Genomic DNA, 25,901 nt, shown 5'->3' with positions numbered 1-25,901 from the left:
CTTGCTCCGTGCCGTCAGGGCTTCGGCTTCGCGTGCGGCGGGTTTTGCCGCACGCGGACAGCGACGCCGGCGCAGAGGATGACGGCGAGGCCGCCGATGATCGTGGTCCAGGTCAAAATCTCGCCCAGCAGGAGTCCGGCCCAGCAGATGCTGAGTACGGGCTGGATGAGCTGGATCTGGCTGACCTGGGCCATGGGGCCGATGGCCAGGCCGTGATACCAGGCGAAGAAGCCGAGGAACATGCTGACGACGCCGAGGTAGGCAAGGGCGGTCCACTGGGCCGTAGTGCCCGACGGCGGATGCTGGGCCGCGGAAAGCGCCGTCAGAATCACCATCAGGGGGGATGCGAGGACAAGTGCCCAGGACACGGTCTGCCACGCGCCCAGCTCGCGTGCGAGCAGGCCACCTTCCGCGTAGCCGACGGCGGCGGCCACGACCGCGCCGAGGAGTAGCAGGTCCGCCCAGTGCAGCTGCCCGAAGCCTCCGGACTGCACGAAGGCGAAAGCTATCGCCGCCAGCGCGCCAATGGCTGTCGCGATCCAGAAGGCTGCCCGCGGACGCTCGCGGGCACGGAGAACCGCGGCCGTCGCCGTCGCGGCCGGAAGCAGCGCGATAACGACAGCGCCGTGGGTGGCGGGCGCCGTCGTGAGGGCGAATGAGCTGAGCAGCGGGAAGCCCACGACGATCCCGCCGGCGACCACGGCAAGCCGCGTCCACTGCACGCCGCGGGGAAGCCGCTGCCGGGTGAGTGAGAGGGCCAGGGCGGCGAGGACTGCGGCCATCACCGCACGGGCGGACCCGATGAACAACGGCGAGAATCCCGCGACCGCCACCTTGGTGAACGGGATCGTCAACGAGAACGCCGCTACTCCGAGAAGGCCCCACCACAGGCCGGTGGGCTGCCGGGAAAGTATCACTGGGCGAACAAGCGTAGTAGCGCTACTATTGTCTCTCATGAACAACGATAGCAGTTCGCGGATCGCGACGCGACTACGGGAATGGATTGCCGGGGCCGCGCCGGGATCCCGGTTGCCATCCACCCGGTCGCTGGTGGCCGAGTACCAGGCCAGCCCGGTGACCGTGCAGAAGGCCCTTCAGGCACTCACCACCCAGGGCCTGATCGAGAGCCGGCCCGGCGTCGGGACCTTCGTCCGGGCCGCCCGGACCGCGCGGCCGGCAGATTATGGCTGGCAGACGGCGGCGCTGGGTTCACCCCAGGCGCCTCCCCGCTCGGCCTCCACCACCATGCGCAGCACAACGAACGATGTCATCGCGTTCCACTCCGGCTACCCGGACCGGGACCTGCTGCCGGAGCGCCTCGTGCGGGCGGCACTCACGCGGGCAACCCGGAGCGACGCTGCCTTGTCCCGCCCGCCGGCGCCGGGGCTTCCCGAACTGCAGTCCTGGTTCGCGCACGAACTCGGCTCCTCGACCCCGGCGGGGGTCACGCCGCCAACACCGAGCGACGTCGTCGTGCTGCCGGGGAGCCAGAGCGGCCTCAGCTCGATCTTCAGGGCGCTGGTCGGCTACGGGCAGCCCCTGCTGATGGAATCCCCAACCTACTGGGGAGCCATCCTGGCTGCCGCGCAAGCGGGAGTCCGCGTCATTCCGGTGCCCAGCGGGCCCGACGGCCCGGACGCGGAAGAGCTGGCCCGTGCCTTCGAGGAGAGCGGAGCTCGCGTTTTCTATGCCCAACCCAACTACGCGAACCCCACCGGAGCGCAGTGGCCCGCGCGGCGTGGCGAGCAGGTCCTGGACGTCTTACGCAGGTACGGCGCGTTCCTCGTGGAGGACGACTGGGCCCATGACTTCGGTATCACCACTATGCCCGTGCCGCTCGCGGCGCGCGACGATTCGGGCCACGTCATCTACCTCCGCTCGCTGACGAAGAGCGTGTCCCCGTCCATCCGCGTGGCCGCCGTGATCGCGCGCGGCCCGGCACGTGAACGCATTCTTGCGGACCGCGCGGCTGAGTCGATGTATGTCAGCGGCCTGCTGCAGTCCGCAGCGCTCGATGTCGTCACCCAGCCCGGCTGGCAGACGCACCTGCGCAGCCTGCGGCACCAGCTCCAATCACGCCGCGACCTGCTGGTCGCGGGCCTGCGGGAGCACGCCCCGCAGGCCCATATCGAACGCATTCCAAAGGGAGGGCTGAACCTCTGGGCCCGCCTGCCCGACGGGACCGATCTCGAGCAGCTCACCCGCGACTGTGAAAGCGCCGGAGTCATCATTGCCGCCGGCAGCGAGTGGTTCCCGGCAGAACCGGAAGGCCCGTTTATCCGGCTCAACTATGCCGGGCCCAATCCCGGCGCCTTCCCGGAGGGCGCACGCATCATCGGACAGGCCCTCCGACGCCAAAACCGCTAAGGTCGCTGCTTGCGCGTGCCGAGCTCTGCCAGGAGCGGTTCCGACGCCGCACCACAGGTCAGTCCGTATGAATCCCGTCTGCCACCTCGCCGGGAAAACGGGCTCCGGCCCCTCGGGTAAATGGACCCTACCGTGTTCCCGGCGGCGGGAACATAATCAGGACTATCCACCCAGCGCAAACAAGGAGGCGGTCGACGTGTCGGTCTATACGCTTGGAATCTGGTTGGTCCACCCGGGCCGTGAGAACGATTTCGTGCAGGCCTGGCGGGATCTGGCCAGGAAGACCCAGGAGGATTTCCCGCATGCCAACGCCGTGCTGATGCACGACCACGACGTGCCCAACCGGTTCATCAGTACCGGACCGTGGGAATCGATCGAACAAATTGAGCAGTGGCGGGCCTCGTCGATGTACAAACAGGCCCTGGAGTCCATGCACGGGTTGCTGGAACGTTTCGAGCCGCACACCCTGGACGAGGCCGCCAGCATCGGGCGCGATACTGCCTAGCCGCCCGGCGCCCGGTCCGAAGGCTCCCCGTCGGTCAGCTCCCCGTTCGTCAGCGCTCCGTTCGTCAGCGCTCCGAGCACCGCGGGCAACAGCACACCGTTCCGTCCCCAGATCGGATCGAAGATCTCGACGTACCAGGACTCGGCCAGTACCAGCGCCAGGCTGTCATTTGCCTCCTCGGCCCAGTCGCGGAGCTGATCGTCGCCGACCGGGCCCTCGCTGCTGCCCAGCACGGTCACGACTTCATGGTCCCTCAGGGTCACGGGGATGGAAGCCTGGCTGTCTTCGCCGGGGGCATGGGCCACGGTGACCAGGCCGGTCCGGCCGGAAAGCTCCAGGAGCGCGGCCGCCGACTCCACCGTGCAGAAGCCCGTCACGTAGGCACGTTGGGCATGTCCCTCGGCGAGCACGCCCGGCTGGGATTCCTTGGTGAACAGCCCGTTGCGGTTCAGCTGGGCGAGCTCGACGGCGATCGACCGGGTCTCGTCGTCGAAACCCGGCGCAAAGGTGCCCGGCTGGTACTCGCTCCTGCCTTCGAGCCAGCGCGCTGTCAGCTCGCCGGCGGCAGGAATGGTGGCCGCCTGCCGCCAGACTTCGCGGTCCGCCAGGAGACGCCCGAAGCCGTCCCGTTCGGTGGTGAATCTGTCTTCCGCCATCGAAGTTACCCTTTCCGTGCCGATGCCGATGCCGATGCCGATGCAGCAGCGTGGGCGACAGCCGGTGCGGCTGTGCTCCCGATGTGCTGTTGCAGCAGCAGCGCCAGGCGCTCGCAGCTCAGCCGCAACGCCTCCAGTTCACGCCGGCTGTACTCGTCGATGCTGCTGTGGATCAGCTCGGGGAGGTCCCCGGCATTTTCGTCCACCTCGAACTCATGGTCGAGCGTGACCTCGGAGAACCCCTCGAACCGGCGGATCGACCAGCCGCCGCCGAGATGCAGCAGCGGAAATTCCAGCCCAAGCTGACGGAACTCGGCGCGGAGCTCCGCATCAATGAATCTCCGGTGGCAGTGGCTCGAGTTCAGGGAACCGTTGAACACGACGGAGGTCCGCAGCTCATGACTCCAATCGTCACCGCTGACCCGCTCGGAGTACACCGTGAGTCCGTCCAGGTAGGGCCAGTGCGAGGAGTCCCGCAACATGCGGAAGATCAGCTCGCCTGGCGCATCGATGCTGAGCCGGTGATTTGTCCGGCGCGTGGTCTTCGGCAAGTCCCACACCTCCTGTGTTCCGCGGGCTTACTTAGCAGGCTAGGTCAGTTATGCTTTGGGGCGCAGATTTTCTTCCCAGCGCGTCACGCTGGGCAATCTCAGGTAACACTGAGCCCCGCCGGTTAATCTCCGCGATGCTCTCATGAAGCGCCGTGACCTCCGGTATCCCTTGGTTTCGGGGCGCTTTGACCGGTTTCCGGCGGCCCCGGATAGTTGCTGGCATCAGCACCTATCCGGAACTTCCAGGAGAACAAATGTCCAGAACCACACGTCTATCCGGCGTCTGCGCGGCCCTTGCGGCCACCGCCTTGCTGGGCCTGACGGCCTGCTCCGATCCGGGCGCGTCCGCTGCCTCAGGAGCCAACCCGGCTGCGACGGCCGTGTCTTCCGGCGTCAGGCAGTTCAACCTCTCGCCGCAACAGGACCGGGTGCCGGTAACCGTCAGCACAGAAGCCGCCGCGCTCGTTCCGGAAGCCATCAAGCAGGACGGCAAGCTGACCGTCGCCGTCAGCCCCTTCGCCGCCCCGCTGGCGGTGTACGCGACCGATAACAAGACGCCGGTGGGCAACGAGGTGGACATCGCCGTCGCACTGGCCCAGTCGCTGGACCTGGAAGCGGAGATTGTCCCGACCGCCTGGGGCGACTGGCCGCTCGGCGTCGACTCCGGCAAGTACGAAGCAGTGCTGTCCAACGTGACCGTGACGGAGGAGCGCAAGCTCAAGTTCGACTTCGCCAGCTACCGCGACGACAAGCTGGGCTTCTACGCCACCGCCGGCAGCGACATCACCAAGGTAGAGACGGCAGAGGACGTGGCCGGCAAGCGCGTCATTGTGGATTCCGGCACGAACCAGGAATCCATCCTGCTGCGCTGGGACGAGGAGAACAAGGAGAAGGGCCTGAAGCCGGTCGAGTTCCAGTACTACGACGACGACTCGGCCTCCCAGCTGGCCCTCCAGTCGGGCCGGGCGGACCTCAGCTTCGGACCCAACGCGACGGCAGCCTTCAAGGCGGCGACGGACGCCAAGACCAAGCTGGTGGGACTCGTGGACGGCGGCTGGCCGCTGAAGGCCAGCATCGCCGCCACCACCAAAAAGGGCAACGGCTTCGCCGCCGCCGCCACGGCCGGACTGAACCACCTGATCGAGGATGGCAGCTACGCCAGAATCCTGGACCGCTGGGGGCTGAGCACCGAGGCCGTCACGAAGTCCGAGCTCAACCCGGCCGGCCTGCCCAAGAACTAGCCCTACTGCTTCTCTTCCTGGGCGGTGTAGATCTCCAGCAGCCGGGAAGCGCCGCGGCCGTCCTCGCCTTCGGCGGCGAGGGCGGTCCGCATGCTCCCGGCTTTCTCGCCGCCCGCGGGGAACGGTGGCAGCAGCGGGACATCCGGATCGGTCAATACCTCGAGCACCACCGGCCGGTCCGCTGCAAAGGCACGTTCCCAGGCGTCGGCGAGCTGCTCTGGAGCTTCAACCCTGATACCCGTCAGGCCGAGCAGCTCGCCGTAGCCCGCGAAGGGGAAGTCGGGCAGTTCCTGGCTGTCCCGAAATCTCGGTTCGCTCTCGGTTTCGCGTTGCTCCCACGTCACCTCGGCGAGGTCACGGTTGTTGAAAACGCAGACGACAAAGCGCGGATCCTGCCAGTCGCGCCAGCGATGGGCCACGGTGATCAGTTCCGCGACGCCGGCCATCTGCATGGCGCCGTCACCGGACAACGCCACGAGCGGCCGGTCCGGGTAGGCAAACTTCGCGGCCAGCCCGTAGGGGAGGGAGCAGCCCATGCTCGCCAGCGTTCCGGACAGGTGCGCCGGAACGCCCGGCGGCAGCACCAGCTGGCGGGCATACCAGTACACGCAACTGCCGACGTCGACGCTCACCATCGCGTTTTCCGGGAGCCGCCCGTTGAGCTCACGAACGACACGTTCGGGGTTGACGGCCCGCGCCGGAACCGCGGCCCGCTCGCCGCGAAGCCGGTGCCAGCTGCGGACCTCGCCTTCGACGTCCTCCCGCCACGGTGCGGGATCGCGCTGCCGGAGCCGTCCCATCAGCGCCGTCAGGGTGCGTGCGGCATCGCCCGGCAGGCCGGCCTCCACCGGGTACCGGTTGCCGATCTTGCGCTCGTCGAGGTCGATCTGGACGGCCCGGGCGGCGCCGGGAGGCGGGTAGAACTCGGTCCAGGGATCGTTGGAACCGATGATGAGCAGGGTGTCGCAGTTGCCCAGAAGGTGCGCGCTCGCGGTGCTGCCCAGATGTCCCATGGTTCCGACCGCGAAGGACAGCGTCTCGTCCACGTAGGGTTTGCCGAGCAGGCTGGTGGCGATCCCGGCGCCGAGCTTCTCGGCGATGGCCACGACTTCGTCCCGGGCATGCCGGGCGCCCTGCCCCACCAGCAGCGCCACCTTTTCACCGGCGTTGAGGATTTCCGCGGCGGCGTCCAGGTCCTCCTCGCGGGGGACGGCGACGGCGGTGCCCCACCGTGGCGCGGTAACCACGATCCCGTGTTCCTGCGCCAGCTCCGGGGCGGGGGCGGACTGGATGTCATGGGGGACGATCACCACGCAGGGGGAGCGGGTGGCCAAGGCTGTCCGGAAGGCCCGGTCCAGGACCATGGGGAGCTGTTCCGGGGTGCTCACCTGCTGGGCGAACTGGGCGGCGACGTCCTTGAACAGGGTCGCGAGGTCGATTTCCTGCATGTAGGCCGAGCCCAGCACGCTGCGCGTCTGCTGCCCGACGATCGCGACCACCGGCACGCCGTCGAGCTTGGCGTCGTAGAGTCCGTTGAGGAGATGGACGGCGCCGGGGCCCTGGGTGGAGGTCACGACGCCGACCCGGCCCGTGTACTTGGCGTGTCCCACGGCCATGAAGGCGGCAGTCTCCTCATGCCTCGCCTGCACGAACTCGATGTCCGCTTTGGCGCGGCGCAGGCCACCCATGAAGCCGTTGATGCCATCGCCGCTGTAGCCGAAGACGCGGTCCACACCCCAGGATTTCAGGCGATCGACGATTACATCAGCGACAACTCTTTCGGCCATGGGTGCCTCCAGTTCCGGGACTGCGGGGTTTTTGGGTTCCCTCCACAACCTAGCGGCGACCCCGGAACGTGTCGAGGGCCGGCCCCAACCCGCACGCCGGTGTAACTGACTAGAGGAGCTGCTCCCAGACGGTCAGCTGCAGCCGGACCGTCCCCTCCTCGCGGCTTCCCCGGCCGCCGGGCTCGCCGCCGGAGTCTCCGTCGTCCACCACCTACCCCCGTGCCGCGGCGGAGGAAGCTGCGTTTTGGTCGGACGTGAGGTGCGGGGAGCGGACCGGCGCCGCAAGGCCCAGGTTTTCCCGCAGCGTGGTACCGGCGTATTCCGTCGGGTAGATGCAGCGTTCCTGCAGGGCCGGAACCAGATGGTTGACGATGTCATCGAGCCCGCTCGGGATGAGCCACGGGGAGATGTTGAAGCCGTCGACGGCGCCGGTGCGGGCATACTCCACGAGGCGGTCCGCGACCTCTGTGTAGGAACCGGTGAAGGTGGAGTCGCCGCGGGTGGTCTTTGCGGTGACGAACTGGCGGATGGAGAGGCCTTTTTCCTTGGCCTCGGCACGCCACTGGTCGGCCAGCTGCCGGGCCTTCGCGCCGTGGAAGCCACTGCCGCGGGTCTCCGAGGTTTCCTCCACCACCGGGTCGATGGACGGCAGCGGGCCGTCCGGATCGAAGTCCTGCAGCTCGCGGCCCCAGAACTGCTCAAGGTAGGCAATGGCCTGCTGGGGGCCGATCTGCAGGCTCCGCACCCAGGTTTTCTTGTCCAAAGCTTCCTGGGGCGTGGTGGCCAGAATGAACTCGCTCGCGGGCATGATCTTGACGTCATTGGCGGCGCGGCCGGCCTTGAGCGTGCGTTTCACGATGTCGCGGCGGAACGTCAGGGCATCCTCCAGCTGGGGGTGCGCGGAAAAGATGACATCAGCCTGCCGTGCGGCGAAGTCCCTGCCATCAGGGGAATCCCCGGCCTGGAACAGGACCGGGCGGTACTGGGCGCTGCGCGGCAGCCGGGGCGTGAGCTCCACGGTGTAATGCTGCCCGGCGTGCTGCACGCGGCGGACCGCGCCGGCGGCTGCCCAGTGCGGCTCCGACGGCGAGGACGCGATGGCGCCTTCGTCCCAGGCGTCCCAGATCCGCTTGGCGGTCTCCACGAACGCTTCCGCGTGGATATAGCGGTCCGCGTGGTCGAGGTAGCCGCCCCGGCGGAAGTTCGCGCCGGTCCACGCGTTGTCCGTGGTCACGATGTTCCAGGCGGCGCGTCCCCCGGAGATCAGGTCCAGCGATGAGAGCCGATGGGCCAGGTCCGCAGGATCGTTGTAGGTGGTGTTCTGGGTGGCCACCAGCCCGATATTGGTGGTTACGGCCGCCAACGCTGCCAGCGCCGTCTGCGCATCCGGGCGACCGGCGACATCGAGGGCGTGCGGCCTGCCCAGGTGCTCGCGCAGCCGCAAGCCTTCGCCGAGGAAAAACGCCGAAAACAGCCCGCGTTCGGCGGTCTGGGCGATCCGACGGAATGATTCGAAGTCCGTCTGGGAGCCGGAGTCGGCCGATTTCCAGATGGTCCCCGAGTTGACGCCCTGGAAGAACACGCCGAGGCTGAGCTGCCCGGACGGTGTGAATTCCCGGACCGGGATCGTAGGGTGGCTCACGGTGTTCTCCTTTAGTTTCCTGCGCTGGCGGTGAATGCGGCGGGCTTCGGGGCGTAACGGCTGGCGGGTCGGGTGAGGCCGAGCTGCTCCCGGAAAGTGGCGTCCCGTTCGACCGGGGCCAGGACGCCGCGGAGGCGCAGTTCCGGCAGGACCAGCCTGGCCAGTTCCTCCAGGTCGGTGTCCAGCACGGCCGGATGCAGACGGATCCCGTCCGCCACGGCCAGCACTTCCACGAGCAGCTCGATCAGTTCCGCCGCCGTCCCGACGAAGCGGGCGCGCGGGCTCCGCCAGCGCGCGTGCCCGTCCAAGAGGGCGAGCCGCCCGACGGCGCTTTGGCCGCGGGCGTCAAGGACGACGTCGAGCTCGGCGATCAGGGCCGGGCCGCCGGGTGTGGCGGGAGCGGCGCTGAGGGACTCGCGGGTGGCCGTGAGTTCGGCGGCGAGTAGTTCCGGCGTGGGCGCCGAGACCAGGAGCGCATCGACGGCGCCGCCGGCCACGGCCTCCGGGGCGAGCAGCCCGGCCGGTGCCAGCACGGGAAGCTGGCCCTGCAGCGGGCGCGGAATGATGGACGGGCCCTTGACGGAGTAGTTCCTTCCGTCAGCATCCGGCGTGCTGTGGAAATCGGCATAGTGCAGCTTGTCCACGTCCAGATAGCGCCCCGTGGGGACGTCCCGGATCACCGCATCGTCCTCCCAGGAATCCCAGAGCCTGCGGCCGGCCTCGATCGAGTCGGCGGCTTCCTGCCCCACACGGTGCCCGCGCACGGTGTTCCGTCCGGCGGCGGCGGCGTCGGCCGGGCTGGTCGAGGCCGCCACCAGCCAGCCGGCCCGGCCGCCGGAGACGTAGTCGAGGCTGGCGAGCTGCGTGGAGACGTGGAACGGCTCGGTGTAGACCGTGTCCACTTCCGGGATCAGCGCGATTGAGCGGGTGATGGGGCCGGCGAAAGCTGCACGCTGCAACGCGTTCAGCCCCGCGGCGGCGTCCTTGCCGTTCCCGTCGCTGGACGGGGAGGGATCGCTGAACGTCGCGGCGTGAAAGCCGGCGTTTTCGGCCGCGAGCACCACTGCGCGTAGCCGGACCGGGGTCAGTACCGACGCGGGTGCTGTGCAGGTCCGCCATGCGGCGGGATGGCCGCCGGCGCCGTCGACCTCCAGCAGCAGGAGGCCCCGGCCGGGTCCGGCAGTGCCAGGTGGAGAAGCTCGGGGCGCGGAGGGGCCGGCTCCGCGGCTGGAGGATGAAGTGCTCATGAGGCGTCCTGACGTTCGGAGGGAATCTGCTCGCCCGCTTCGACAGCGACCGGCAGGTGGTTTTCCGCCGGCGGCAGCGGGCAGGTGGCGAGGTCCATGTAGGCGCAGGGCAGGTTTACTGCCCGGTTGAAGTCGAGGGTGACGGTCCCGTCGGTTGCGGGCGTTCCGCTGTAGCCCGCCCGCAGGCTGTTGCCGGGATGGCGGGGCGGGATGATGTCGAGGACCTGGAACTTCATTTCGCGGTCCCGAAGTTTGCCTCGGTGACGGTGCTGGACTCGGCCAGGGCTTCCTCGGAGAGTCCCCACCGCTCCAGGACCTTGCCATAGGAACCGTCCTTGATCGCTGAGTTCAGCGCGTCCGTAACCGCCGGGGCCAGGCCGTTGCCCTTGAGGGTGGTGGCGGCCACGAGGGTCTCGGACGGCCAGCCGGCGTTGACCTTTCCGACTACCTTTAGGTCATCGCGGGTGTTTTCCCGGTACGTCACCGAGGGGTAGGGCGCGATGTTCAGATCGGTCCGGCCGGAGGACAGCGCCAGGATCGTGTCCGCGTCGGAGGAGTAGTACTGCAGCACCGCCGGGGCCTTGCCCTTGGCTTCCAGCTCCCTGTTCCAGGCGATCAGGATCTTCTCCTGGTTGGTGCCCGAACCCACAGAGATCTTCAGTCCGGAGATGTCGTCCGAGCCCTGAATGTTGTAGCTGGAGCTCTTCTTCGCCTCGAAGCCCATGTACGCGGCGCGGTAGCTGGAGAAGTCGAACAGCTTCACCCGGGCGGCGTTGATGCCCACGTTGGAGAACACGGCCTCGAAGTCGCCGGACTGGGTCTTCAGCGGCCAGTTTTCCCAGGACGTGACCTGAATGTCCAGCTCGAGGCCCAGCTTGTCCGCGACCAGCTGGGCAATGTCGAGCTCGACGCCGATAGGGGTCTTGTCATCGCTGGCGTGGAAGGACAGGGGAATGGAACCGGCCGTGGTGGCCACCGTGAGCTTGCCGTCCTTATTGATCAGTTCCGGCACCTTTGCGGCCAGGGCGGCATCCTTTTCCGCGCGGATGCGCTGCTGCTCCGGTGAAGTGTTGTAAACGACGCCGTTGCGCGCCACCGTCGTGGCCGGCTGGGCACCGGCCGCTGCGGCCCCGGGGATCGGAGCAGGCACTCAGCGCCAGCGTCCCGAGGAGGGCGACGGCCGGCGCCGCGAGTTTGAGGAGAGGGGCGAAACGGGGAGTGCTGGGAAATGCCATTTGCGGGGTCCTTAGATGTTGAAAGCGGGTTCGATCACCTTGGAGAAGAAGCTCCGGGTGCGTTCTTCCTGCGGGTTGGTGAAGATGTCCTGGGGACTGCCCTGTTCCACGATCTGGCCCTGGTCCATGAAGACCACGGTGTCCGCCACGTCGCGGGCGAAGCCCATCTCGTGCGTGACAATGATCAGCGTGGTCCCGGACGTGGCGAGCTCGCGGATCACGTCGAGCACCTCATTGACCAGTTCCGGGTCCAGGGCTGAGGTGGGCTCGTCAAAGAGCAGGATTTTGGGGTCCAGCGCCAGGGCCCGGGCAATTGCTACTCGCTGCTGCTGGCCGCCGGAGAGCTGGCGCGGATAAGCTCCGGCGCGGTCTTTCAGCCCCACCCGGTCCAACAGTTCCAGGCCGCGCTCGCGGGCTTCTGCCTTGGAGAGGCGCGGTTTGCCGGACCGCGGGGCGACGACGGGCGCCTCGATCACATTTTCCAGCGCGGTCAGGTGGGGGAAGAGGTTGAAGTTCTGGAACACCATGCCGATCTCGGTGCGTTGTTTCAGGACGTCCTTCTCACGCAGTTCATGGAGGGTGTTGCCCCGGACCTCGTAGCCCACCAAGGTGCCGTCGATCGCGATGAAGCCGCCGTCGACCTTTTCCAGGTGGTTGATGGTGCGGAGCAGGGTGGACTTGCCGGAACCCGAGGGTCCCACGATCACGGCCACCCCGCCCGGCTCCACGGTCAGAGTGATGCCCCTGAGGACTTCCACCGCTCCGAAGGACTTCCGGACTTTGGTGATTTCCACGAGCCCGCGGGTGGACTCGAACTGGATGGCTCCGGGGGCGGCAGCGGAGGCGGCGGCTCCCGCCGGGAGGGTGGCGGCAGTGGGGTCGGCGGCTGGAATGCTCATCGGGTTCCCTTCCCTCGGCTGGTAGCAGGGGTGCCGTGGGTGGACAGGAATTTCCTGGCCTTCTGCAGCGGGGTCAGCGCCAGGGTGCGGACGGCGCCCCTGGAGTAACGCCGCTCGATGTAGTACTGGAAGACGCTCAGGACCGAGGTGATCACGACGTACCAGAGGGTCGCCACTAGCAGCAGCGGCAGGACCTGCTGGGTACGGTTGTAGATCACCTGGACGGTGTAAAAGAGTTCGGAGTAGGCCAGCACATAGACGATCGAGGTGCCCTTGACCAGGCCTATGATCTCGTTGAAGGCCGTGGGCAGGATGGCACGCATGGCCTGGGGCAGGACAATGCGCGTGGAGCGCCGCCAGTCCGGGAGGCCGAGCGCGGCGGCCGCCTCCAGCTGGCCCTGGTCCACCGAGAGGATGCCGCCGCGGATGATCTCAGCCGAGTATGCCGCCTGGTTCAGGGTCAGGCCGAGCACGGCTGCCGCGAACTGGCTGATCAGGGTGGTTGTCTGGACCTCGAAGAACCGGACATCGGTGAAGGGGATGCCCAGGCTGATTTTCTCGTAGAGATAGCCGAGGTTGTACCAGAGCAGCATCTGCACCAGCAGCGGCGTGGAGCGGAAGATCCAGGAGAACGTCCAGGACACAGACACCAGCAGCGGCGACGCTGAGAGCCGCATGAGCGCCAGGATGAACCCCAGCACAAAGCCCAGGATCCCGGAGATGGCGGTCAGCTTCAGCGTCTCCAGCAGCCCGTCCACGATCGACTTCGCCGTGAACCATTGCGCCACGACGCCCCATTCCCAGCGCGGGTTGGTGGCGAGGGACCAGGCGATGGCCGCGACGCCGAGCGCCACGACTGCCGTGCCCAGCCAGCGCCAGGGATGCCTGGCCGGGACCACCCGGTATTCGGCATAGTCGGCGGCGGGGCGGCGGCGGCCCGGGCGGGATCCGCCGGTGCCCTCCGTGCCGCCGTCGACGGCGGGCGCAGTGCCCGCCGGAGTGTCTGTCACCGCAGGTTCGGGTGCGGACTGCGTCGCCGTGGTTGTTGTCGGGCTCATGGGCCACCTCGTTTCCATTTGCTTCGTTGGGGTTGAGTTGGCTGCAAATCTAGGGGCGCCCCGAGAGCCCGGCAAGGCGGCAAGTTGCATTGGTTCACGGGGCTACACGCGGCGTCATGAGACGGTTTCTTGCACTTCTTGACCCTCCGTGACGCGGAGTGAACGGCCGTGACCGCACCCTCGCCCGGCGCCCTTCCGGGTGCCTAGCATGAGGGCCCTGAAGCACCTGAACTGTGCCGTCCCGAAAGGAGTCCCCATGCCCGCGACACCACCCTCCGTGGTGTTTGTCGGCGGCGGCCCGCGCGCCGCCGGCATCCTGGAGCGTCTTGCCGCCAACCGGCCGGAGCTCTTCACCGGCCGGCTCGACATCCATGTGGTCGAGCCTTATGCCGCGGGCTCCGGCCGGATCTGGCGTTTCGAGCAGCACCCAGGACTGATGCTCAACTCCGCCGCGGCCGACGTCACGATGTTCACCGACGCCTCCGTGCTGTGCGACGGACCCGCAGCGGAGGGGCCCGCGCTCGCCGACTGGGCCGCCGGAGTTCTGGACGGCTCCATACCCGATGTCCCGGACTTCCCCGCCGCCCTGCGGCGCCAGCTGAAGGAACTCTCCGGCTCGGCGTTTCCCACGAGGCAGCTGCAGAGCAGGTACCTCGAATGGTTCTTCCGGCGCGCTGTCGCGCAGCTCGCGCCGGACGGCGCCGTCACCGTCTATCAGGACGTCGCAGTCGCCATCGAACCGGCGCCACCGTCGGCAGGGAACGACGGCGCCGGGTACGCCGTGCGGCTGGCCGCCGGCACGCAGCTACGGGCCGACGTCGTGGTTTCTGCTCTCGGGCACACGGACTCGTTGCCCGGTGCCCAATCGGCCGCCTGGGCAGACTTTGCCGCCCGCCACGGAGGCTTCCATGCGCCGCCCAGCTACACGACCGACGTCGACTACTCCCGGATCCGGGCCGGCCAGGACGTGATTGTCGCGGGGATGGGGCTGGCGTTCGTGGACCTGCTGGTCCTGCTGATGGAAGGCCGGGGCGGACGTTTTGAGGACGCTCCCGACGGCGGCCTGCGGTACCTTCCCTCCGGAGCCGAACCCCGGATCTGGGCCGGATCCCGAAGGGGCGTGCCCTACCACTCGAAAATCTCCTCCGCCCTGCGGGGCGATCCCGTGGGGCCGCCGAGGTTCTTCACCGCAGAGGCGGTTGAAGAGCTCCTGGCAGAGCATGGCGAACTGGATTTCCGCACCCAGCTCTGGCCGCTCATCGCCAAGGACGCCGGGTACGGCTATTACCGGGAGCTGTTCACGGGCTATCCCGAGCGGGTCAGCACCAGCTGGGACGATTTTGCCGGGCGGTTCGCCGCCGCGGACTGGTACAGCCAGGAACGCCGGCGGCTGGTGTCCGCGTCCGTCCCGGACCCGGGGCTGCACCTGGATCTCGAGCAGCTGGACCGGCCCTTCGCCGGCCGCAGCTTTGCCGGCGCGGACGACGTCCAGGACGCCGTGGCTGCCTACATCGAAAGAGACCTGCGGCTGCGCACCAGTGCCGACCACTCCGAAACCCTTGCCCTGTTCACGGCGCTGCTTAAGGTCTACATGGAGCTGGGACGGCTGGTGCCGCCGGCGCGGCTAAATGCGCGCTCCCAGCAGCACATCCACGGCTGGTGGCACGGCTTTTTCAGTTTCGTGGATTCGGGTCCGCCACCCCGCCGCCTGCGGGAGATGCTGGCGCTGCACCGGGCCGGGGTCCTGCGCTTCCTCGGCCCCGGGCTGGAAGTGACGGCGGACGAGGCCTCCGGCCTCTTCGTGGCAAGCTCGACGCCCTCCGGAATCACGCTGTCGGCTACCGCATTCATCGAAGCCCGGCTTCCGGCACCATCTGTGGCCAGCTCGGCGAACCCGCTGCTGCGCCAAATGCACCGCTCCGGGACCGGCGTCGACCAGGAGCTGCTCAGCGCCGACGGACTGCACTCAACCGGGCGGCTGCTCGTCTCGGAGCATAACGAGTTGCTCAACCCGGTAGGGGATCGGCAGTTGCGGCTGTTCGGCGTCGGCCCGGCAACATCGGGTTGGGGGGCCGGAGCGTTCGCCCGGCCGGGTACTAACGCCGCCCCTTTCCGCGAAAACGACGCCCTGGCCCGGCGTATCCTCACGATTCTTGCCGGTGATCGCGCCCACCGGCCGGCACCTGAGACGCCGTCTGAAACCACATCGCCGGCCGCCGTCAGCGGAAAGGCCTGGCCATGAACCATGCAACCGCCGCGGCGCCGGCGCCAGACCCGAACCAGGCACCCTCGGCCGCCCCGGCGCACCGGGGGCCCGCCCCGTTGCGCCCTTCGGCGCTGACGGTGCTCAACCTGCCGATGAGCGATCCCCGGGTGCGGCCGCTCCTGGATGAGCTGGCAGTCGAATACGACACCCGGTACGGGGATCTCTTCGGCCGGGGGGCCGCCGCGGAGGAGCTCAACCGGTACCCGGCCGGGGAATTCGCGGCGCCAGACGGGGCGCTGCTGATCGTGCAGGAGGGCGGCGAATCCGTGGCCGGCGGCGCGTTCCGGCGTCGTGGTCCTCAAACTGCCGAGTTCAAACGGATCTGGACCCACTCCGCCCACCGCCGCCGGGGCCTGGCCCGTTTTGTGCTCGGTGAACTCGAGAGGCTGGCGGCCCGGCGCGGCTACCAGACGGTCTACCTGACTACCGGGCCCCGCCAGCCCGAGGCAAAGCACCTGTACCTCAGCACCGGTTACGAGCCGCAGTTCGACTCGTCCGCGGACCCGGAAACCATCGGTCCGCTTGCCTTCACCAAAATCCTGCACCAGGGCCCGGACGGGAGTGCCACCCGCTAAAGTTCAACCCGGAACGGAATTTTCAGGACCGCCAAGGTTTCGTGGCGGAGAAGCACCGGGAGCAAGCAGTGCGGTCTGGATCCACGCCGACCATCCGAGACGTGGCGGAGGCGGCAGGGGTGTCGCTGACGACTGTCTCCTACGTGCTCTCCGGCCGGCTCGGCGGGACCACCGCGGAGCCGGCCAGCCCACCGAGACGGCCACGTCCCCCTTGGCCAGGAACGCCATCACGTAAGACGCGGTGCCCGAGGGTGCACAGCCGGCCAGGATCAGGCCCACGGCCAGTTCCGGCGGCAGGATCAGGACGACGGCGATCAGCCGGCCGACGTCGGGCCGCGGATCCTTCGCGGTAGACTTGAACGCGCAGGGCGAGCTGCGGCCACTCCGGCCGGTGCCCCTGATTCCGGATGTCCCTTTCTGGCGCGGTGCTGCGTCTCTACCGAGCCTGAACGGAGCCAGCCATGGCCGCCAAGTCTGCCGGCCCTCCCGCCGTCCTTACCCCCGAGCAGCTGCAGTCCGTCCGCGGCACCCTGCGGTCCCCGCGCCGGCTGAAGACCGAGGTCCTGGGCGGGCTCGTCGTCGCGCTGGCGCTGATTCCGGAGGCCATCGCCTTCTCGATCATCGCCGGCGTCGACCCGCGGATCGGGCTCTTCGCCTCCTTCACGATGGCTGTCACGATCGCCTTCGTCGGCGGGCGTCCGGCGATGATTTCCGCCGCCACCGGCGCCGTCGCCCTTGTGATCGCGCCGCTGGTGAAGTCCCACGGGCTGGACTACCTCGTGGCCGCGGTGATCCTGGCCGGCATCCTCCAAATCGTCCTGGGCCTCTCCGGGGTGGCGAAGCTGATGCGCTTCATCCCGCGATCGGTCATGGTCGGCTTCGTCAACGCCCTGGCCATCCTCGTCTTCCTCTCCCAGGTCCCCGAGCTGCTCGGCGTCCCCTGGCTGGTCTATCCACTCACCGCACTGGGCCTGCTGATCGTCTTCGGGCTGCCGAAGCTCACCACGGTGGTCCCCGCGCCGCTCGTCGCCATCGTGGTCCTGACGCTCATCACGGTGCTGGCCGCCGTCGCCGTCCCGACCGTGGGCGACAAGGGGGCGCTGCCGGAAACCTTGCCGATCCTGTTCGTTCCGGACATCCCGTTCACCCTGGAGGCGCTGCAGGTCATCTTTCCCTTCGCCCTGGCCGTGGCCTGCGTCGGCCTGCTCGAATCGCTCATGACGGCGAAGCTCGTCGACGACATCACGGACACCCGCTCATCCAAAACCCGGGAGGCCTGGGGCCAGGGCGTGGCAAATGTCGTGACCGGCTGCTTCGGCGGCATGGGCGGCTGCGCGATCATCGGACAGACCATGATCAACGTCAAAGCCTCCGGCGCCCGGACCCGGATCTCCACCTTCCTGGCCGGCGTCTTCCTCCTCATTCTCGTGGTGGTCCTGGGTGACATCGTCTCGCTGATCCCGATGGCCGCGCTCGTGGCCGTGATGATCTTCGTATCGGCGGCCACCTTCGACTGGCACAGCATCCGGCCCGCCACGCTGAAGGCCCTGCCCAAGAGCGAAACCATGGTCATGGCCTCCACCGTGATCGGCGTCGTGGCCACGCACAACCTGGCGGTCGGCGTCGGCGTCGGAGTGCTCGTAGCGATGGTTCTGTTCGCCCGGCGGGTCGCACACTTCGTCACCGTGGAGCGCACCGTGTGCGAGGTCGACGGCGTCCGGCTCGCCACGTACCGTGTGGACGGGGAGCTCTTCTTCGCGTCCTCGAACGAGCTGTACACGCAGTTCGAATACGCCCTGGATCCGGACCGGGTGGTTATCGACATGCATGCCTCGCACCTCTGGGACGCCTCGACCATTGCGTCGCTGGATGCCATCACGGAGAAGTACCGGCATCACGGCAAAGAGGTCAGCATCGTCGGGCTGAACGACGCAAGCGTCCTGATGCGCGAACGCCTCGCCGGCAAGCTCGGTTCCTAGCCCAGGGGCTTCGTTGCCCGGCCGTCGAGCCAGAGCGTCTCCGACTCGTCGCTATGCGCGCCCGTGGTCCCGACATCGTTGGTGCCGATGTCGGGGCCTTTCTTGATGACGTGGACCAGTGCCATGCCATGGCCGCGTCCCAGCCCGTAGTCTTCCTTCAGCCAGTCCAGGATCACGCCCGCTTCCACGGCCGGGTCGGCGTAGCCCTTTTGCTGCGCGATCTCGAGGAGCGCGCGAGGGGTGAGCCCGGTCTTTTCTTCGATCGCGTCGAGGTAGGCCTGGAATGACATCCGTGGATTCCTTTCAGCGGGCGGCACTTCCTTGGCAACTCTAGGGAGTGCGGGCAGGCCACCGCCATACTTTCGGACGGAAAATTGAGGCGCCCTGCATTCCATGAGGCGCAAAAGCCCTGGCGACGCCGGAATTCCAGCAGCCCCAGGGCCTTTGCGCGTCATGGGGACCGGTCCGGCTGAACGCGCCCGATCCGGAACGACTACGCTCGGATTCATGATGCAGACGTGGGAGCCGGGCCAGGCCGGCGTGCTCAGCCTTCCCTCGGGTCGGCTCATCCGTGGCCGGGCGCTGTTGGCGCCTTTTCCGGGAGGACTGCGGCCCGAGTTCGGGCTGTACCTGCTGGGCAGACGCCCACGCCCGATGGACTGGGAGTTCCGCTGGGTCCGTTGGCCCGACCTCCGATTGCCCGCCGATGACGCGGATGCCCTGAATGCCCTCGAGGAGGCCTGGCGCCGCTCCGAATCGGAGCGGGTAGAGGTTGCCTGCTGGGGCGGCCGCGGCCGGACCGGCACCGCCCTCGCCTGCATCGCCGTTTTGGACGGCGTTCCCCCGGCCGAGGCTGTCGCCTTCGTGCGGCAGCACTACCGCCGGGGAGCCGTGGAAACGCCGCGGCAACGGGCCTACGTCGGCCGGTTCCACGGCCAGCAGACCTGACGCCGGAGCCTAGCAGGGGAGTTGCCCGAGCCGGTGGTTCGGTCTATCGGTGTGCGTAGGTGAGGCAGTCGGCGTTATCCGCTCCCGGGCCGACATGCACCTCCGGGGCCTGGCACATCAGGTGGTCGTTGTGGACGCATTCCGCGCGCTGGCACGCCCCGACGTCGGCGAGAACCTTGGGCAGGCCGCCGTGCGTGCCTGTGTCGATGAAGGTGGAGCAAGATGCATGGTCTTCGGTTCCGCCGACGGTGATGGCCGCTGCGTTGCAATTCGAATGGTCGTTGAAGGAACAGTTGGAAACACTGCAGTCTGCGACGTGCGTTGTCATGGGAGGGTCCTCCGTGGTCCGGCTGCCCGGGGCGGGCGGCTACTCCAACCAAGGTAGGCCTGTCGGGGCCGCGTAAAAAGACCCAATAGTGTGACCTAATCCGCGGCCATCAGTGTGAGCACGGCAATCTGGTAGCCCGCCGGTCCGTTGACAAGCTGGTAGCAGAAGCGTTCCCGGTGGCGGTCACCGTAGGACCACATGACGTCGACCCAGACGCTTCCTGGAGCCTGGCCCATGATGGCGATCTGCCTGTCGAGTTCGTGGATCCCCTCGTATTGGCTCCACGCGGACGCGAAAAACTCCTCCGTCTGCCGGGCCTCACTGACCGGGACGGACTGGCCGGGGAAGATGATCAGTGACGGGACAGCGTACAGCCCGGCAAGCGCGCTCGCATCGCGGTCCAGCAGGGCCCGGGCATAGCGGTCGAAGAACGCGTCTACCGTCTCCTGGATGTTGCCCATGAATCCACGATACGAACCCGCGTTCCGGCGTCAATAGCTCACCCAAAGCCTGGGAGGCGGTCTCGCTACGCCTGGGTCAGCCGGTACCGTTCGAGTTGCTTGAGCCGCCGGAGCAGGCTGTCGCGGCGGGGGTGCGGGACGACGTCGGCGGGTTCCGCGGTGAGGTCGATGTGCTGGGTGCCGTACTGCCAGAGCAGCAGGTCGTCGAGGAGCCGGTCCGGGCCGGGGGAGTAGCGGTGGTCGAGGGCCTTGCGGACCTCGGTGATTCGATTGGCGCTCAGCAGCCCGGCGAGCTGAACGGTCTGGTTGAGTCCGTGCGCGGCCATCAGCTCGGCCGCCCAGCCCCAGTCGTCGTCGACCTTCCGGTCCACATGCGGCAGCAGTGTCCGCCAGACGTCCCGGATCCGGTTCGGGGTGAGCTGGGCGGCACCTTCGCCGTCCATGTCCCAGTAGCTGCGGACCTCCTCGTAGCGGTCGTGCAGGTCCGAGAAGGCGCCCTCCACGGTTTCCAGCATCGCCGCCGTCGCCGTGAACTGCCGGTCGAAATGCGGCGTCCATGCCCGCGGATCCTCGGCCTTGAAGCGGATGTCATGCTCGATCTCGCTCCAGGCGTGCGCGAACACGGTGCGGATCTGGCACTCGAAGAAGTAACTGCCGTTCGGCGGGACGTCCGGGTTGAAGAGCTGCTGGTACGCCTTGACCGCCTCGTTCTGGATGGTCCGCAGGATCAGGTGCCGGCTGGAGTAGCCGTAGGTTCCGGATTCGATCGAGCCGATGTCTTTTTCGCGGTCGCCGCGGCAGTCGAAAAGCTGGCGCTGGCGCTTGATCAGATTGGCCACGGCGGCGTTTTCCGCCGGAAGCTTGGTAATGACGCGGACGCCCACCATGTCATTGAGCGTCCGGAACGGGTCCGGGAATTTCAGCACCGGCGGGCCGCCCGGTTCCAGGGGTTCTTCGGTCCGGGAGATCTTTTCCCGGAAGGATTCCACCGTCTTGGTGCGGCCGGTGACGAACAGCGGCGTCACCTCGGTGCCCTTGAGCATGGTGCGCAGCGTGAGCAGGACCTCCCGGGTGACAAGTTTCAGGGCAGGGCGGAGCCGCTCGTAGAGTTCCACGTTTTCCTGCACGGATTCGCGCAGGCTCGGGTCCAGCCGTTCCCAGTTGCTCGCCATAGGACCAGCTTACGGCGGAGGTACGACGGCGGGAGGCTGACACCCCGCAGCCGCCGCCGGCCACTCGTGGACCGCTGCAGGCGCCCTGCCGGGCAGGCTTACGCCGTGCCGGGTGATGACCAAGGTAGGCTCTGCACATGGCTGCTGTGCGGCGTCGGACTCTCATCGCGGCCGCAGCGACGGTGACATGGGGGCAATCTCCGCTGCTTGTTCACCAGGCCCAGAGGAGGACACTGTGAAGCGGCACAAGTACAGCTACGGCGACGCCCCGAGCCAGTGGGGCGAGCTTTTCCTGCCGGACGTGGCGGCACCCAAGGGCATTGTGGTCGTCATCCATGGCGGGTACTGGCGATCCCAGTACGGCGCGGAACTCGGTGAACCGCTGGCCAAGGACCTCGCGGCCCACGGCATGGCCGCCTGGAACATCGAGTATCGCCGCGCCGGCAACGGCGGCGGCTGGCCGCACACGTTCTCCGATGTGCTGGCCGGAATCGACAAGCTGCGGGACGTTGCGGGCGAGCACGGGCTCGGGCTGGACCGCGTCGTCGCCTTGGGCCATTCGGCCGGCGGGCACCTTGCCGTCTGGGCCGCCGGTCGTGACCGGCTCGGCCAGATCGGCGCGCCCGATGCGGACCGCCAGCTGCTCCGGAAAGACGACGGCGCGGTGCGGCTCACCGGGGTCGTAAGCCAGTCGGGAGTATTGAACCTTGCCGCCGCAGAACGGCTCAACCTCAGCAACGGTGCGGTCAGCAACCTGCTGGGTGGGTCTTCGGAGAAATACCCCAAACGGCATAAGTACGCGGATCCGATGAGCGCCGTCCCTCTGAACATCCCCGTCTACGCGGTCCACGGGACCGAAGATGACACGGTTCCGGTGAGCCAGTCGGAAACCTATGCGGCAGCGGCCAAGGCAACCGGGGCTCCCGTCCAGCTCCTCAAGATTCCCGGCGACCACTTCGCGCTCATCGACCCAAAGGCCGCCTCCTACCGAAAATGCCGCGAGCTGGTGCAGTCGCTGTTGGCCTGAGCTTCGGGCGTTTGGACCGGACCGCTGGGACCTCCAGACAGTCGGCCGTTCCGCCGCTTCCCAAGCTTAGGGATTGGCCACGGGCCGCCGACTGCCTGGCTCGCCAGGGTGCCGTCGGGCTGCAAGTCGCTCAGTACGAAATGAACTCCACAAGCTCCCCGACTCGCTCCTCCGGATAGTTCCGGGCGATGTCCGCCTGGCTGAGGATGCCGACCAGGTCATGGCCATCAATCACGGGGAGCCGGCGGACTTTGTGTTCCTGCATTGTCCGGATAGCCTCTTCGATGCTGTCGTCCGCTCCTATGGTTACCGGCTTGCCCTCGCCGAGCTCGCCGGCCGTTACCGTGCGGGGATCGCCCCCTTCGGCCAGGCACTTGACGACGATGTCCCGGTCCGTCAGCATTCCCTTGAGCCGTTTGTCTTCGCCGCAGATCGGCATAGACCCGACATTGAGTTCCTTGAGTTTCCGGGCGGCCTGCTCCAGGGTTTCCTTCTCGCCGACGCACTCAACGCCACCTGTCATGATGTCTCTGGCAACTGTGGACATTTTCACTCCTTTGGTTTTTGTTCCGCTACTAATCGTCGCTGTCCGAAATGGCCGAACTCACAGCCGTGGGACTGTCGTATTCCTTGTCTGGAATATTTTTCAGTGCGTCCAAAACACGGCTGTCCGCGCCCTCTTTTCCGGCTGTCGAAACGAGGGTGCTGCGGTCGGCGGGGTAATCGACGCCGGCGAGGAACTTCTGAATCTGGATGGGGTTTGGCTTATCGCTCATTTCAGTCCTCTCGGGCAGTGCTTGCTCGGATGTGGTGTGACTGGGCCGGCGAGCCCCTGCGTGCTAAGCCTACTTATCATCGACCGTGTGCGGTAGACCTTTGCGTCGCCGGGAAGTCGCTGGTCCGCGCTCCCGACTTCAGCGGACGCGCGCGGAGCGCCGGATCGCTGGCGGAAGACCCGGCGGATGCCTAGACTGGGTCGAGGTGCGCCGGGAAGTCTGGTCGGCAATAGTTCTGTCGAGCCGAATTTAGGAACCCTAATGAGCCATCCGCCTCCTCCCGTCCCGCCGCGCAACACCGTCTTCGGCCGGGGCAGCTATGCCGAATCGCTGCGGATCGGGGAAATCCTCCGCAAGGAAACAGTGGGCGGTGCCCTGCTTGTGGGGGCGGCCGTGATCGCCCTCATCTGGGCCAATTCGCCGGCGTCCGGCAGCTACTTTGCCCTCCGGGATTTCACTATCGGCTACCAGCCGTGGCATTTGGACCTGAGCCTGGGGGCCTGGGCCGCCGACGGGCTGCTCGCCATCTTCTTCTTCCTGGTCGGGCTCGAGCTTAAACGGGAATTCATCGCGGGGGACCTGCGCGAGCCCAGCAAGTCGATCGTTCCGGTGGCCGCCGCCTTTGGGGGTGTAGTCATTCCGGCAGTCATCTACGCCCTGGTCAATCTCGGCAGTCCCGGGACCCTGCGGGGCTGGGCCATCCCCACCGCCACCGACATCGCATTCGCCGTCGCGGTGCTGGCCATTATCGGATCGCACCTCCCGAGCGCCCTGCGAATTTTCCTGTTGACCCTCGCGGTGGTCGACGATCTGCTGGCCATCACCATCATCGCGGTCTTCTACTCCAGCGACCTGCAGCCGGTGCCGCTCCTGCTGGCCCTCATTCCGCTGGGTCTCTACACCTTCCTGGCGCAGAAGTACCGGCTCTTCTTCGGCGTCAGGGCCGGCGCCGCCTGGGTCATCCTGATGCCGTTGGGCGTGATGGTCTGGGCCCTCGTTCATGCCTCCGGCATCCACGCCACGGTGGCCGGCGTCCTGCTGGGCTTTGCCATCCCGGTCCTCCGCTCCAAGGCCGGCGGCGGCCCGGAGGCAGGGCCCGGGCTGGCCGAGGTCTTCGAACACCGTTCCCGTCCCATCTCCGCCGGCATCGCGGTGCCGCTCTTTGCCTTTTTCTCGGCCGGCGTCTCGGTGGGCGGCTGGGAGGGACTCGGTTCGGCCCTCAGCAGCCCGGTGGCCGTAGGCATCATCCTTGCCCTCGTGCTGGGTAAACCACTAGGCATCCTCGGCACCACCTGGCTGCTGATCAAGGTCACCAAGGCCCGCCTGGATGACTCGTTCAAGTGGATCGACGTCCTGGGCGTAGCGGTCCTGGCCGGCATCGGCTTCACGGTATCGCTGCTGGTCGCCGAACTGAGCTTCGGCCATGGCAGCGGCCACGACGACCATGCCAAGGTGGGGATCCTGACAGCCTCCCTGCTGGCCGCACTGCTGGCGGCGGTGGTGTTGCGGGCCCGGAACCGGCATTACCGCAAGGCCGAGGAGGACGAGAAAATAGATTCCGACCGCGATGGCATTCCGGATATCTACCAGCAGGACGGTGCGGGTTAGACGGCCTCGGCAGTCATTTCCAAGCCCGCAGTCATACCCTTGGAGGGTATCGTTAGGGGGTAGGCAGCCGCCGGTTTTCCCGCAGCTGGAACGGACGCACATGCCGCAGAGCAGAACGGGCTGAGCAGAACCGTCGGAGCAGGCAGTTGCGGGCAGGCCGCAGGAGGGGAGAATGGACGTCATCGTGATCGAGACCCCACAACTGGGGGACCGCAGCTACCTCGTCCATGACGGGACGGTGGCGCTGGTCATAGATCCGCAGCGGGACACGGACCGCGTCGAAGCCGCCGCTCGGGAGGCCGGGGTGACCATCACGCACGTGGCCGAAACCCATCTGCACAACGACTACCTCACCGGGGGCTTTGCCCTGGCGCAGGCGCATGGCGCGAGCTACCTCGTGAACGCCGCGGATCCGGTGAAGTTCGAGCGCCAGCCGATCGGGGACGGCCAGAGCGTCCGGATCGGTTCGTTCACGGTGAGGGCCGTCGCCACACCCGGCCACACCCACACGCACCTGTCCTTCATTGTCGACGACGGCGTCAAGCAGGCGGTCTTCTCCGGCGGCAGCCTGCTCTACGGTTCGGTGGGCCGGACGGACCTCGTCTCCGCCGCCGACACGATCGGCCTCACCCATGAGCAGTACGCCTCGGCGCGGCGCCTGGCCGGAGAGGCCGCACCCGACGCCGCGCTCTTTCCAACCCACGGCTTCGGCTCCTTCTGCTCTTCCGGCCCGGCCAGCGGGGCCGGATCCTCGACCATCGGCGAGCAGCTGACCGTTAACCACGCCCTCACGGACCCGGACGAGGACCACTTTGTCCGTGAACTCATCGCCAACCTCACGGCCTACCCGTCCTACTACGCTCACATGGCCGTGGCCAACGCCCGGGGCCCGGGGCCGGCGCAGCTGACCGTGCCGGAATCGCTCGACGCCGTGGAACTCACCCGGCGCCTCAACGACGGCGAATGGGTGGTGGACCTGCGACGCCGCATCGCCTTCGCCAGCAGCCACCTGCAGGGCAGCGTGAGCTTCGAATACCGCGACAGCTTCAGCACCTACCTCGGCTGGGTGATGCCGTGGGGCGAGCCGTTGACGCTGGTCGGATCCCGCGAGGATGTGGAGAACGCCATCCGCGACCTCTCCCGGATCGGCATCGACTCCCCGGACGCCGCCGTCGGCGCCGACCCGGGAACGCTGGCGCCCCGGGCCGCCGTCGTCTCCTATCCCCGCGTGGGCTGGGACCGGGTCCCTACGGAGAGCGCCGGCGATGACATCGTGCTCGACGTGCGCCGCGCGGACGAATATGCGTCGTCGCGGATAGCCGGGGCCGTCAACATCCCGCTGCATGAACTGCTGATGCGCCTGGAGGAAGTTCCCGCCGGAAAGCTCTGGGTCCACTGCGCGTCCGGGTACCGCGCCGGCATTGCCGCCAGCCTGCTGCACCGCGCCGGCAGGGACGTGGTCCTCATCGACGCCAGGTTCGGCGACGCCGCGGCCGCCGGGATCCCCGTGCACACGTCCGGCAACTCTCCGGTCTGAACGAAGACGCACGCAGCGAAACACTGGAGCGTCCGG

Annotated in this window: 24 protein-coding genes and 4 pseudogenes; 11 read left to right on the top strand and 17 right to left on the bottom strand. The window is 67.7% G+C overall.

The window, feature by feature from the left end; genetic code table 11:
- Positions 1 to 14: 14 nt before the first annotated feature.
- The gene (locus QFZ69_RS20505; RefSeq protein WP_306914053.1) at positions 15 to 956 is read right to left on the bottom strand and encodes a DMT family transporter; all 942 of its coding nucleotides are present in this window, start codon (positions 954 to 956) and stop codon (positions 15 to 17) included.
- On the opposite strand from QFZ69_RS20505, the gene QFZ69_RS20500 reads away from it, so the two are divergent.
- Both QFZ69_RS20500 and QFZ69_RS20495 read left to right on the top strand, forming a co-directional pair.
- Positions 955 to 2,367: a PLP-dependent aminotransferase family protein gene (locus QFZ69_RS20500; protein WP_306914050.1), complete on the top strand. Its 1,413-nt coding sequence runs from the start codon at positions 955 to 957 to the stop codon at positions 2,365 to 2,367. The genes QFZ69_RS20505 and QFZ69_RS20500 overlap by 2 nt on opposite strands.
- Before the next feature lie 196 nt (positions 2,368 to 2,563).
- Entirely contained in the window at positions 2,564 to 2,872 is a 309-nt protein-coding gene (locus tag QFZ69_RS20495) for an antibiotic biosynthesis monooxygenase (RefSeq protein WP_306914048.1), read from the top strand.
- On the opposite strand, the gene QFZ69_RS20490 is transcribed toward QFZ69_RS20495, so the two are convergent.
- Entirely contained in the window at positions 2,869 to 3,528 is a 660-nt protein-coding gene (locus tag QFZ69_RS20490; protein WP_306914046.1) for a hypothetical protein, read from the bottom strand. The genes QFZ69_RS20495 and QFZ69_RS20490 overlap by 4 nt on opposite strands.
- Before the next feature lie 5 nt (positions 3,529 to 3,533).
- The gene (locus QFZ69_RS20485; RefSeq protein ID WP_306914044.1) at positions 3,534 to 4,079 is read right to left on the bottom strand and encodes a hypothetical protein; all 546 of its coding nucleotides are present in this window, start codon (positions 4,077 to 4,079) and stop codon (positions 3,534 to 3,536) included.
- Positions 4,080 to 4,333: 254 nt separating this feature from the next.
- Here QFZ69_RS20485 and QFZ69_RS20480 point away from each other — a divergent pair, with 254 nt between their 5' ends.
- A complete protein-coding gene (locus QFZ69_RS20480) occupies positions 4,334 to 5,320 on the top strand; it encodes an ABC transporter substrate-binding protein (RefSeq protein ID WP_306914042.1) in 987 nt (328 codons plus the stop codon).
- A 2-nt stretch (positions 5,321 to 5,322) separates the two neighbouring features.
- Here QFZ69_RS20480 and QFZ69_RS20475 read toward each other — a convergent pair whose 3' ends face one another.
- From QFZ69_RS20475 to QFZ69_RS20445, 7 genes and pseudogenes are all read right to left on the bottom strand, one after another.
- Positions 5,323 to 7,107 carry a thiamine pyrophosphate-requiring protein gene (locus tag QFZ69_RS20475; protein ID WP_306914041.1) on the bottom strand — a complete coding sequence of 595 codons (1,785 nt, stop codon included), beginning with the start codon at positions 7,105 to 7,107 and terminating at the stop codon, positions 5,323 to 5,325.
- A 211-nt stretch (positions 7,108 to 7,318) separates the two neighbouring features.
- The gene (locus QFZ69_RS20470) at positions 7,319 to 8,749 is read right to left on the bottom strand and encodes an NtaA/DmoA family FMN-dependent monooxygenase (RefSeq protein ID WP_306914039.1); all 1,431 of its coding nucleotides are present in this window, start codon (positions 8,747 to 8,749) and stop codon (positions 7,319 to 7,321) included.
- A gap of 11 nt (positions 8,750 to 8,760) precedes the next feature.
- On the bottom strand, positions 8,761 to 9,996 hold the full coding sequence (locus QFZ69_RS20465) for an LLM class flavin-dependent oxidoreductase (protein ID WP_306914036.1): 1,236 nt from the start codon (positions 9,994 to 9,996) through the stop codon (positions 8,761 to 8,763).
- A pseudogene (locus QFZ69_RS20460) lies at positions 9,993 to 10,166 on the bottom strand (DUF1684 domain-containing protein); the annotation flags it as partial. The pseudogene QFZ69_RS20460 and the gene QFZ69_RS20465, both read right to left, overlap by 4 nt.
- A gap of 62 nt (positions 10,167 to 10,228) precedes the next feature.
- Positions 10,229 to 11,231 (bottom strand): annotated as a pseudogene (locus QFZ69_RS20455) (ABC transporter substrate-binding protein).
- A gap of 11 nt (positions 11,232 to 11,242) precedes the next feature.
- Positions 11,243 to 12,130, bottom strand: coding sequence for an amino acid ABC transporter ATP-binding protein (locus QFZ69_RS20450; RefSeq protein ID WP_306914032.1), 888 nt, complete (start codon positions 12,128 to 12,130; stop codon positions 11,243 to 11,245).
- A complete protein-coding gene (locus tag QFZ69_RS20445; protein WP_306914031.1) occupies positions 12,127 to 13,188 on the bottom strand; it encodes an amino acid ABC transporter permease in 1,062 nt (353 codons plus the stop codon). Before QFZ69_RS20445 ends, QFZ69_RS20450 begins: the two co-directional genes overlap by 4 nt.
- Positions 13,189 to 13,444: 256 nt before the next feature.
- On the opposite strand from QFZ69_RS20445, the gene QFZ69_RS20440 reads away from it, so the two are divergent.
- The 3 genes and pseudogenes from QFZ69_RS20440 to QFZ69_RS23425 all read left to right on the top strand — a co-directional run.
- Positions 13,445 to 15,430, top strand: a complete 1,986-nt coding sequence (locus QFZ69_RS20440) for an FAD/NAD(P)-binding protein (RefSeq protein WP_306914030.1) — start codon at positions 13,445 to 13,447, stop codon at positions 15,428 to 15,430.
- On the top strand, positions 15,427 to 16,029 hold the full coding sequence (locus QFZ69_RS20435) for a GNAT family N-acetyltransferase (protein WP_373461742.1): 603 nt from the start codon (positions 15,427 to 15,429) through the stop codon (positions 16,027 to 16,029). The genes QFZ69_RS20440 and QFZ69_RS20435 overlap by 4 nt, the downstream gene beginning before the upstream one ends.
- Positions 16,030 to 16,070: 41 nt before the next feature.
- Positions 16,071 to 16,181 (top strand): annotated as a pseudogene (locus QFZ69_RS23425) (LacI family DNA-binding transcriptional regulator); the annotation flags it as partial.
- A 37-nt stretch (positions 16,182 to 16,218) separates the two neighbouring features.
- On the opposite strand, the pseudogene QFZ69_RS20430 reads toward QFZ69_RS23425, so the two are convergent.
- Positions 16,219 to 16,362, bottom strand: a pseudogene (locus QFZ69_RS20430) (bile acid:sodium symporter family protein); the annotation flags it as partial.
- Between the two features lie 128 nt (positions 16,363 to 16,490).
- On the opposite strand from QFZ69_RS20430, the gene QFZ69_RS20425 reads away from it, so the two are divergent.
- Positions 16,491 to 18,008: a SulP family inorganic anion transporter gene (locus QFZ69_RS20425; RefSeq protein ID WP_306914029.1), complete on the top strand. Its 1,518-nt coding sequence runs from the start codon at positions 16,491 to 16,493 to the stop codon at positions 18,006 to 18,008.
- On the opposite strand, the gene QFZ69_RS20420 is transcribed toward QFZ69_RS20425, so the two are convergent.
- Positions 18,005 to 18,298 (bottom strand): DUF4287 domain-containing protein, encoded by a 294-nt coding sequence (locus QFZ69_RS20420; protein WP_306914026.1) that lies wholly within the window; start codon positions 18,296 to 18,298, stop codon positions 18,005 to 18,007. The genes QFZ69_RS20425 and QFZ69_RS20420 overlap by 4 nt on opposite strands.
- 217 nt (positions 18,299 to 18,515) lie before the next feature.
- Here QFZ69_RS20420 and QFZ69_RS20415 point away from each other — a divergent pair, with 217 nt between their 5' ends.
- On the top strand, positions 18,516 to 18,956 hold the full coding sequence (locus tag QFZ69_RS20415) for a protein-tyrosine phosphatase family protein (protein WP_306914024.1): 441 nt from the start codon (positions 18,516 to 18,518) through the stop codon (positions 18,954 to 18,956).
- 43 nt (positions 18,957 to 18,999) lie between these two features.
- On the opposite strand, the gene QFZ69_RS20410 is transcribed toward QFZ69_RS20415, so the two are convergent.
- The 3 genes from QFZ69_RS20410 to QFZ69_RS20400 form a co-directional block, all read right to left on the bottom strand.
- Positions 19,000 to 19,284, bottom strand: coding sequence for a DUF1540 domain-containing protein (locus tag QFZ69_RS20410; RefSeq protein ID WP_306914022.1), 285 nt, complete (start codon positions 19,282 to 19,284; stop codon positions 19,000 to 19,002).
- 95 nt (positions 19,285 to 19,379) lie between these two features.
- Positions 19,380 to 19,745 carry a hypothetical protein gene (locus QFZ69_RS20405; RefSeq protein WP_306914020.1) on the bottom strand — a complete coding sequence of 122 codons (366 nt, stop codon included), beginning with the start codon at positions 19,743 to 19,745 and terminating at the stop codon, positions 19,380 to 19,382.
- 65 nt (positions 19,746 to 19,810) lie between these two features.
- Positions 19,811 to 20,917 (bottom strand): GTP pyrophosphokinase family protein, encoded by a 1,107-nt coding sequence (locus QFZ69_RS20400; RefSeq protein ID WP_306914019.1) that lies wholly within the window; start codon positions 20,915 to 20,917, stop codon positions 19,811 to 19,813.
- Positions 20,918 to 21,152: 235 nt separating this feature from the next.
- Between QFZ69_RS20400 and QFZ69_RS20395 the strand changes: the two genes are divergently transcribed.
- The gene (locus QFZ69_RS20395; protein WP_306914016.1) at positions 21,153 to 21,944 is read left to right on the top strand and encodes an alpha/beta hydrolase; all 792 of its coding nucleotides are present in this window, start codon (positions 21,153 to 21,155) and stop codon (positions 21,942 to 21,944) included.
- A gap of 130 nt (positions 21,945 to 22,074) precedes the next feature.
- On the opposite strand, the gene QFZ69_RS20390 is transcribed toward QFZ69_RS20395, so the two are convergent.
- Positions 22,075 to 22,491, bottom strand: a complete 417-nt coding sequence (locus tag QFZ69_RS20390; RefSeq protein ID WP_306914014.1) for a CBS domain-containing protein — start codon at positions 22,489 to 22,491, stop codon at positions 22,075 to 22,077.
- Positions 22,492 to 22,519: 28 nt separating this feature from the next.
- Positions 22,520 to 22,720: a DUF2795 domain-containing protein gene (locus QFZ69_RS20385; protein ID WP_306914012.1), complete on the bottom strand. Its 201-nt coding sequence runs from the start codon at positions 22,718 to 22,720 to the stop codon at positions 22,520 to 22,522.
- 261 nt (positions 22,721 to 22,981) lie between these two features.
- On the opposite strand from QFZ69_RS20385, the gene nhaA reads away from it, so the two are divergent.
- Both nhaA and QFZ69_RS20375 read left to right on the top strand, forming a co-directional pair.
- The gene (nhaA, locus tag QFZ69_RS20380; protein ID WP_306914009.1) at positions 22,982 to 24,328 is read left to right on the top strand and encodes a Na+/H+ antiporter NhaA; all 1,347 of its coding nucleotides are present in this window, start codon (positions 22,982 to 22,984) and stop codon (positions 24,326 to 24,328) included.
- 172 nt (positions 24,329 to 24,500) lie between these two features.
- Positions 24,501 to 25,865 carry an MBL fold metallo-hydrolase gene (locus QFZ69_RS20375; RefSeq protein ID WP_306914007.1) on the top strand — a complete coding sequence of 455 codons (1,365 nt, stop codon included), beginning with the start codon at positions 24,501 to 24,503 and terminating at the stop codon, positions 25,863 to 25,865.
- The last annotated feature ends 36 nt before the right edge of the window (positions 25,866 to 25,901 follow it).

Origin of the sequence: Arthrobacter sp. V1I7, assembly GCF_030817015.1 — a bacterium.
GTDB lineage: Bacteria > Actinomycetota > Actinomycetes > Actinomycetales > Micrococcaceae > Arthrobacter.
This window is presented reverse-complemented; position numbering and strand designations above follow the sequence as displayed.

Bases quoted from the DNA above. Each gene is read 5' to 3' on its own strand.
- QFZ69_RS20500 (WP_306914050.1), top strand. From the start codon at position 955: ATGAACAACGATAGCAGTTCGCGGATCGCGACGCGACTACGGGAATGG.
- QFZ69_RS20505 (WP_306914053.1), bottom strand. From the start codon at position 956: ATGAGAGACAATAGTAGCGCTACTACGCTTGTTCGCCCAGTGATACTT.
- QFZ69_RS20490 (WP_306914046.1), bottom strand. From the start codon at position 3,528: ATGGCGGAAGACAGATTCACCACCGAACGGGACGGCTTCGGGCGTCTC.
- QFZ69_RS20480 (WP_306914042.1), top strand. From the start codon at position 4,334: ATGTCCAGAACCACACGTCTATCCGGCGTCTGCGCGGCCCTTGCGGCC.
- QFZ69_RS20475 (WP_306914041.1), bottom strand. From the start codon at position 7,107: ATGGCCGAAAGAGTTGTCGCTGATGTAATCGTCGATCGCCTGAAATCC.
- QFZ69_RS20465 (WP_306914036.1), bottom strand. From the start codon at position 9,996: ATGAGCACTTCATCCTCCAGCCGCGGAGCCGGCCCCTCCGCGCCCCGA.
- QFZ69_RS20450 (WP_306914032.1), bottom strand. From the start codon at position 12,130: ATGAGCATTCCAGCCGCCGACCCCACTGCCGCCACCCTCCCGGCGGGA.
- QFZ69_RS20445 (WP_306914031.1), bottom strand. From the start codon at position 13,188: ATGAGCCCGACAACAACCACGGCGACGCAGTCCGCACCCGAACCTGCG.
- QFZ69_RS20440 (WP_306914030.1), top strand. From the start codon at position 13,445: ATGCCCGCGACACCACCCTCCGTGGTGTTTGTCGGCGGCGGCCCGCGC.
- QFZ69_RS20435 (WP_373461742.1), top strand. From the start codon at position 15,427: ATGAACCATGCAACCGCCGCGGCGCCGGCGCCAGACCCGAACCAGGCA.
- QFZ69_RS20425 (WP_306914029.1), top strand. From the start codon at position 16,491: ATGGCCGCCAAGTCTGCCGGCCCTCCCGCCGTCCTTACCCCCGAGCAG.
- QFZ69_RS20420 (WP_306914026.1), bottom strand. From the start codon at position 18,298: ATGTCATTCCAGGCCTACCTCGACGCGATCGAAGAAAAGACCGGGCTC.
- QFZ69_RS20415 (WP_306914024.1), top strand. From the start codon at position 18,516: ATGATGCAGACGTGGGAGCCGGGCCAGGCCGGCGTGCTCAGCCTTCCC.
- QFZ69_RS20410 (WP_306914022.1), bottom strand. From the start codon at position 19,284: ATGACAACGCACGTCGCAGACTGCAGTGTTTCCAACTGTTCCTTCAAC.
- QFZ69_RS20405 (WP_306914020.1), bottom strand. From the start codon at position 19,745: ATGGGCAACATCCAGGAGACGGTAGACGCGTTCTTCGACCGCTATGCC.
- QFZ69_RS20400 (WP_306914019.1), bottom strand. From the start codon at position 20,917: ATGGCGAGCAACTGGGAACGGCTGGACCCGAGCCTGCGCGAATCCGTG.
- QFZ69_RS20390 (WP_306914014.1), bottom strand. From the start codon at position 22,491: ATGTCCACAGTTGCCAGAGACATCATGACAGGTGGCGTTGAGTGCGTC.
- QFZ69_RS20385 (WP_306914012.1), bottom strand. From the start codon at position 22,720: ATGAGCGATAAGCCAAACCCCATCCAGATTCAGAAGTTCCTCGCCGGC.
- nhaA (WP_306914009.1), top strand. From the start codon at position 22,982: ATGAGCCATCCGCCTCCTCCCGTCCCGCCGCGCAACACCGTCTTCGGC.
- QFZ69_RS20375 (WP_306914007.1), top strand. From the start codon at position 24,501: ATGGACGTCATCGTGATCGAGACCCCACAACTGGGGGACCGCAGCTAC.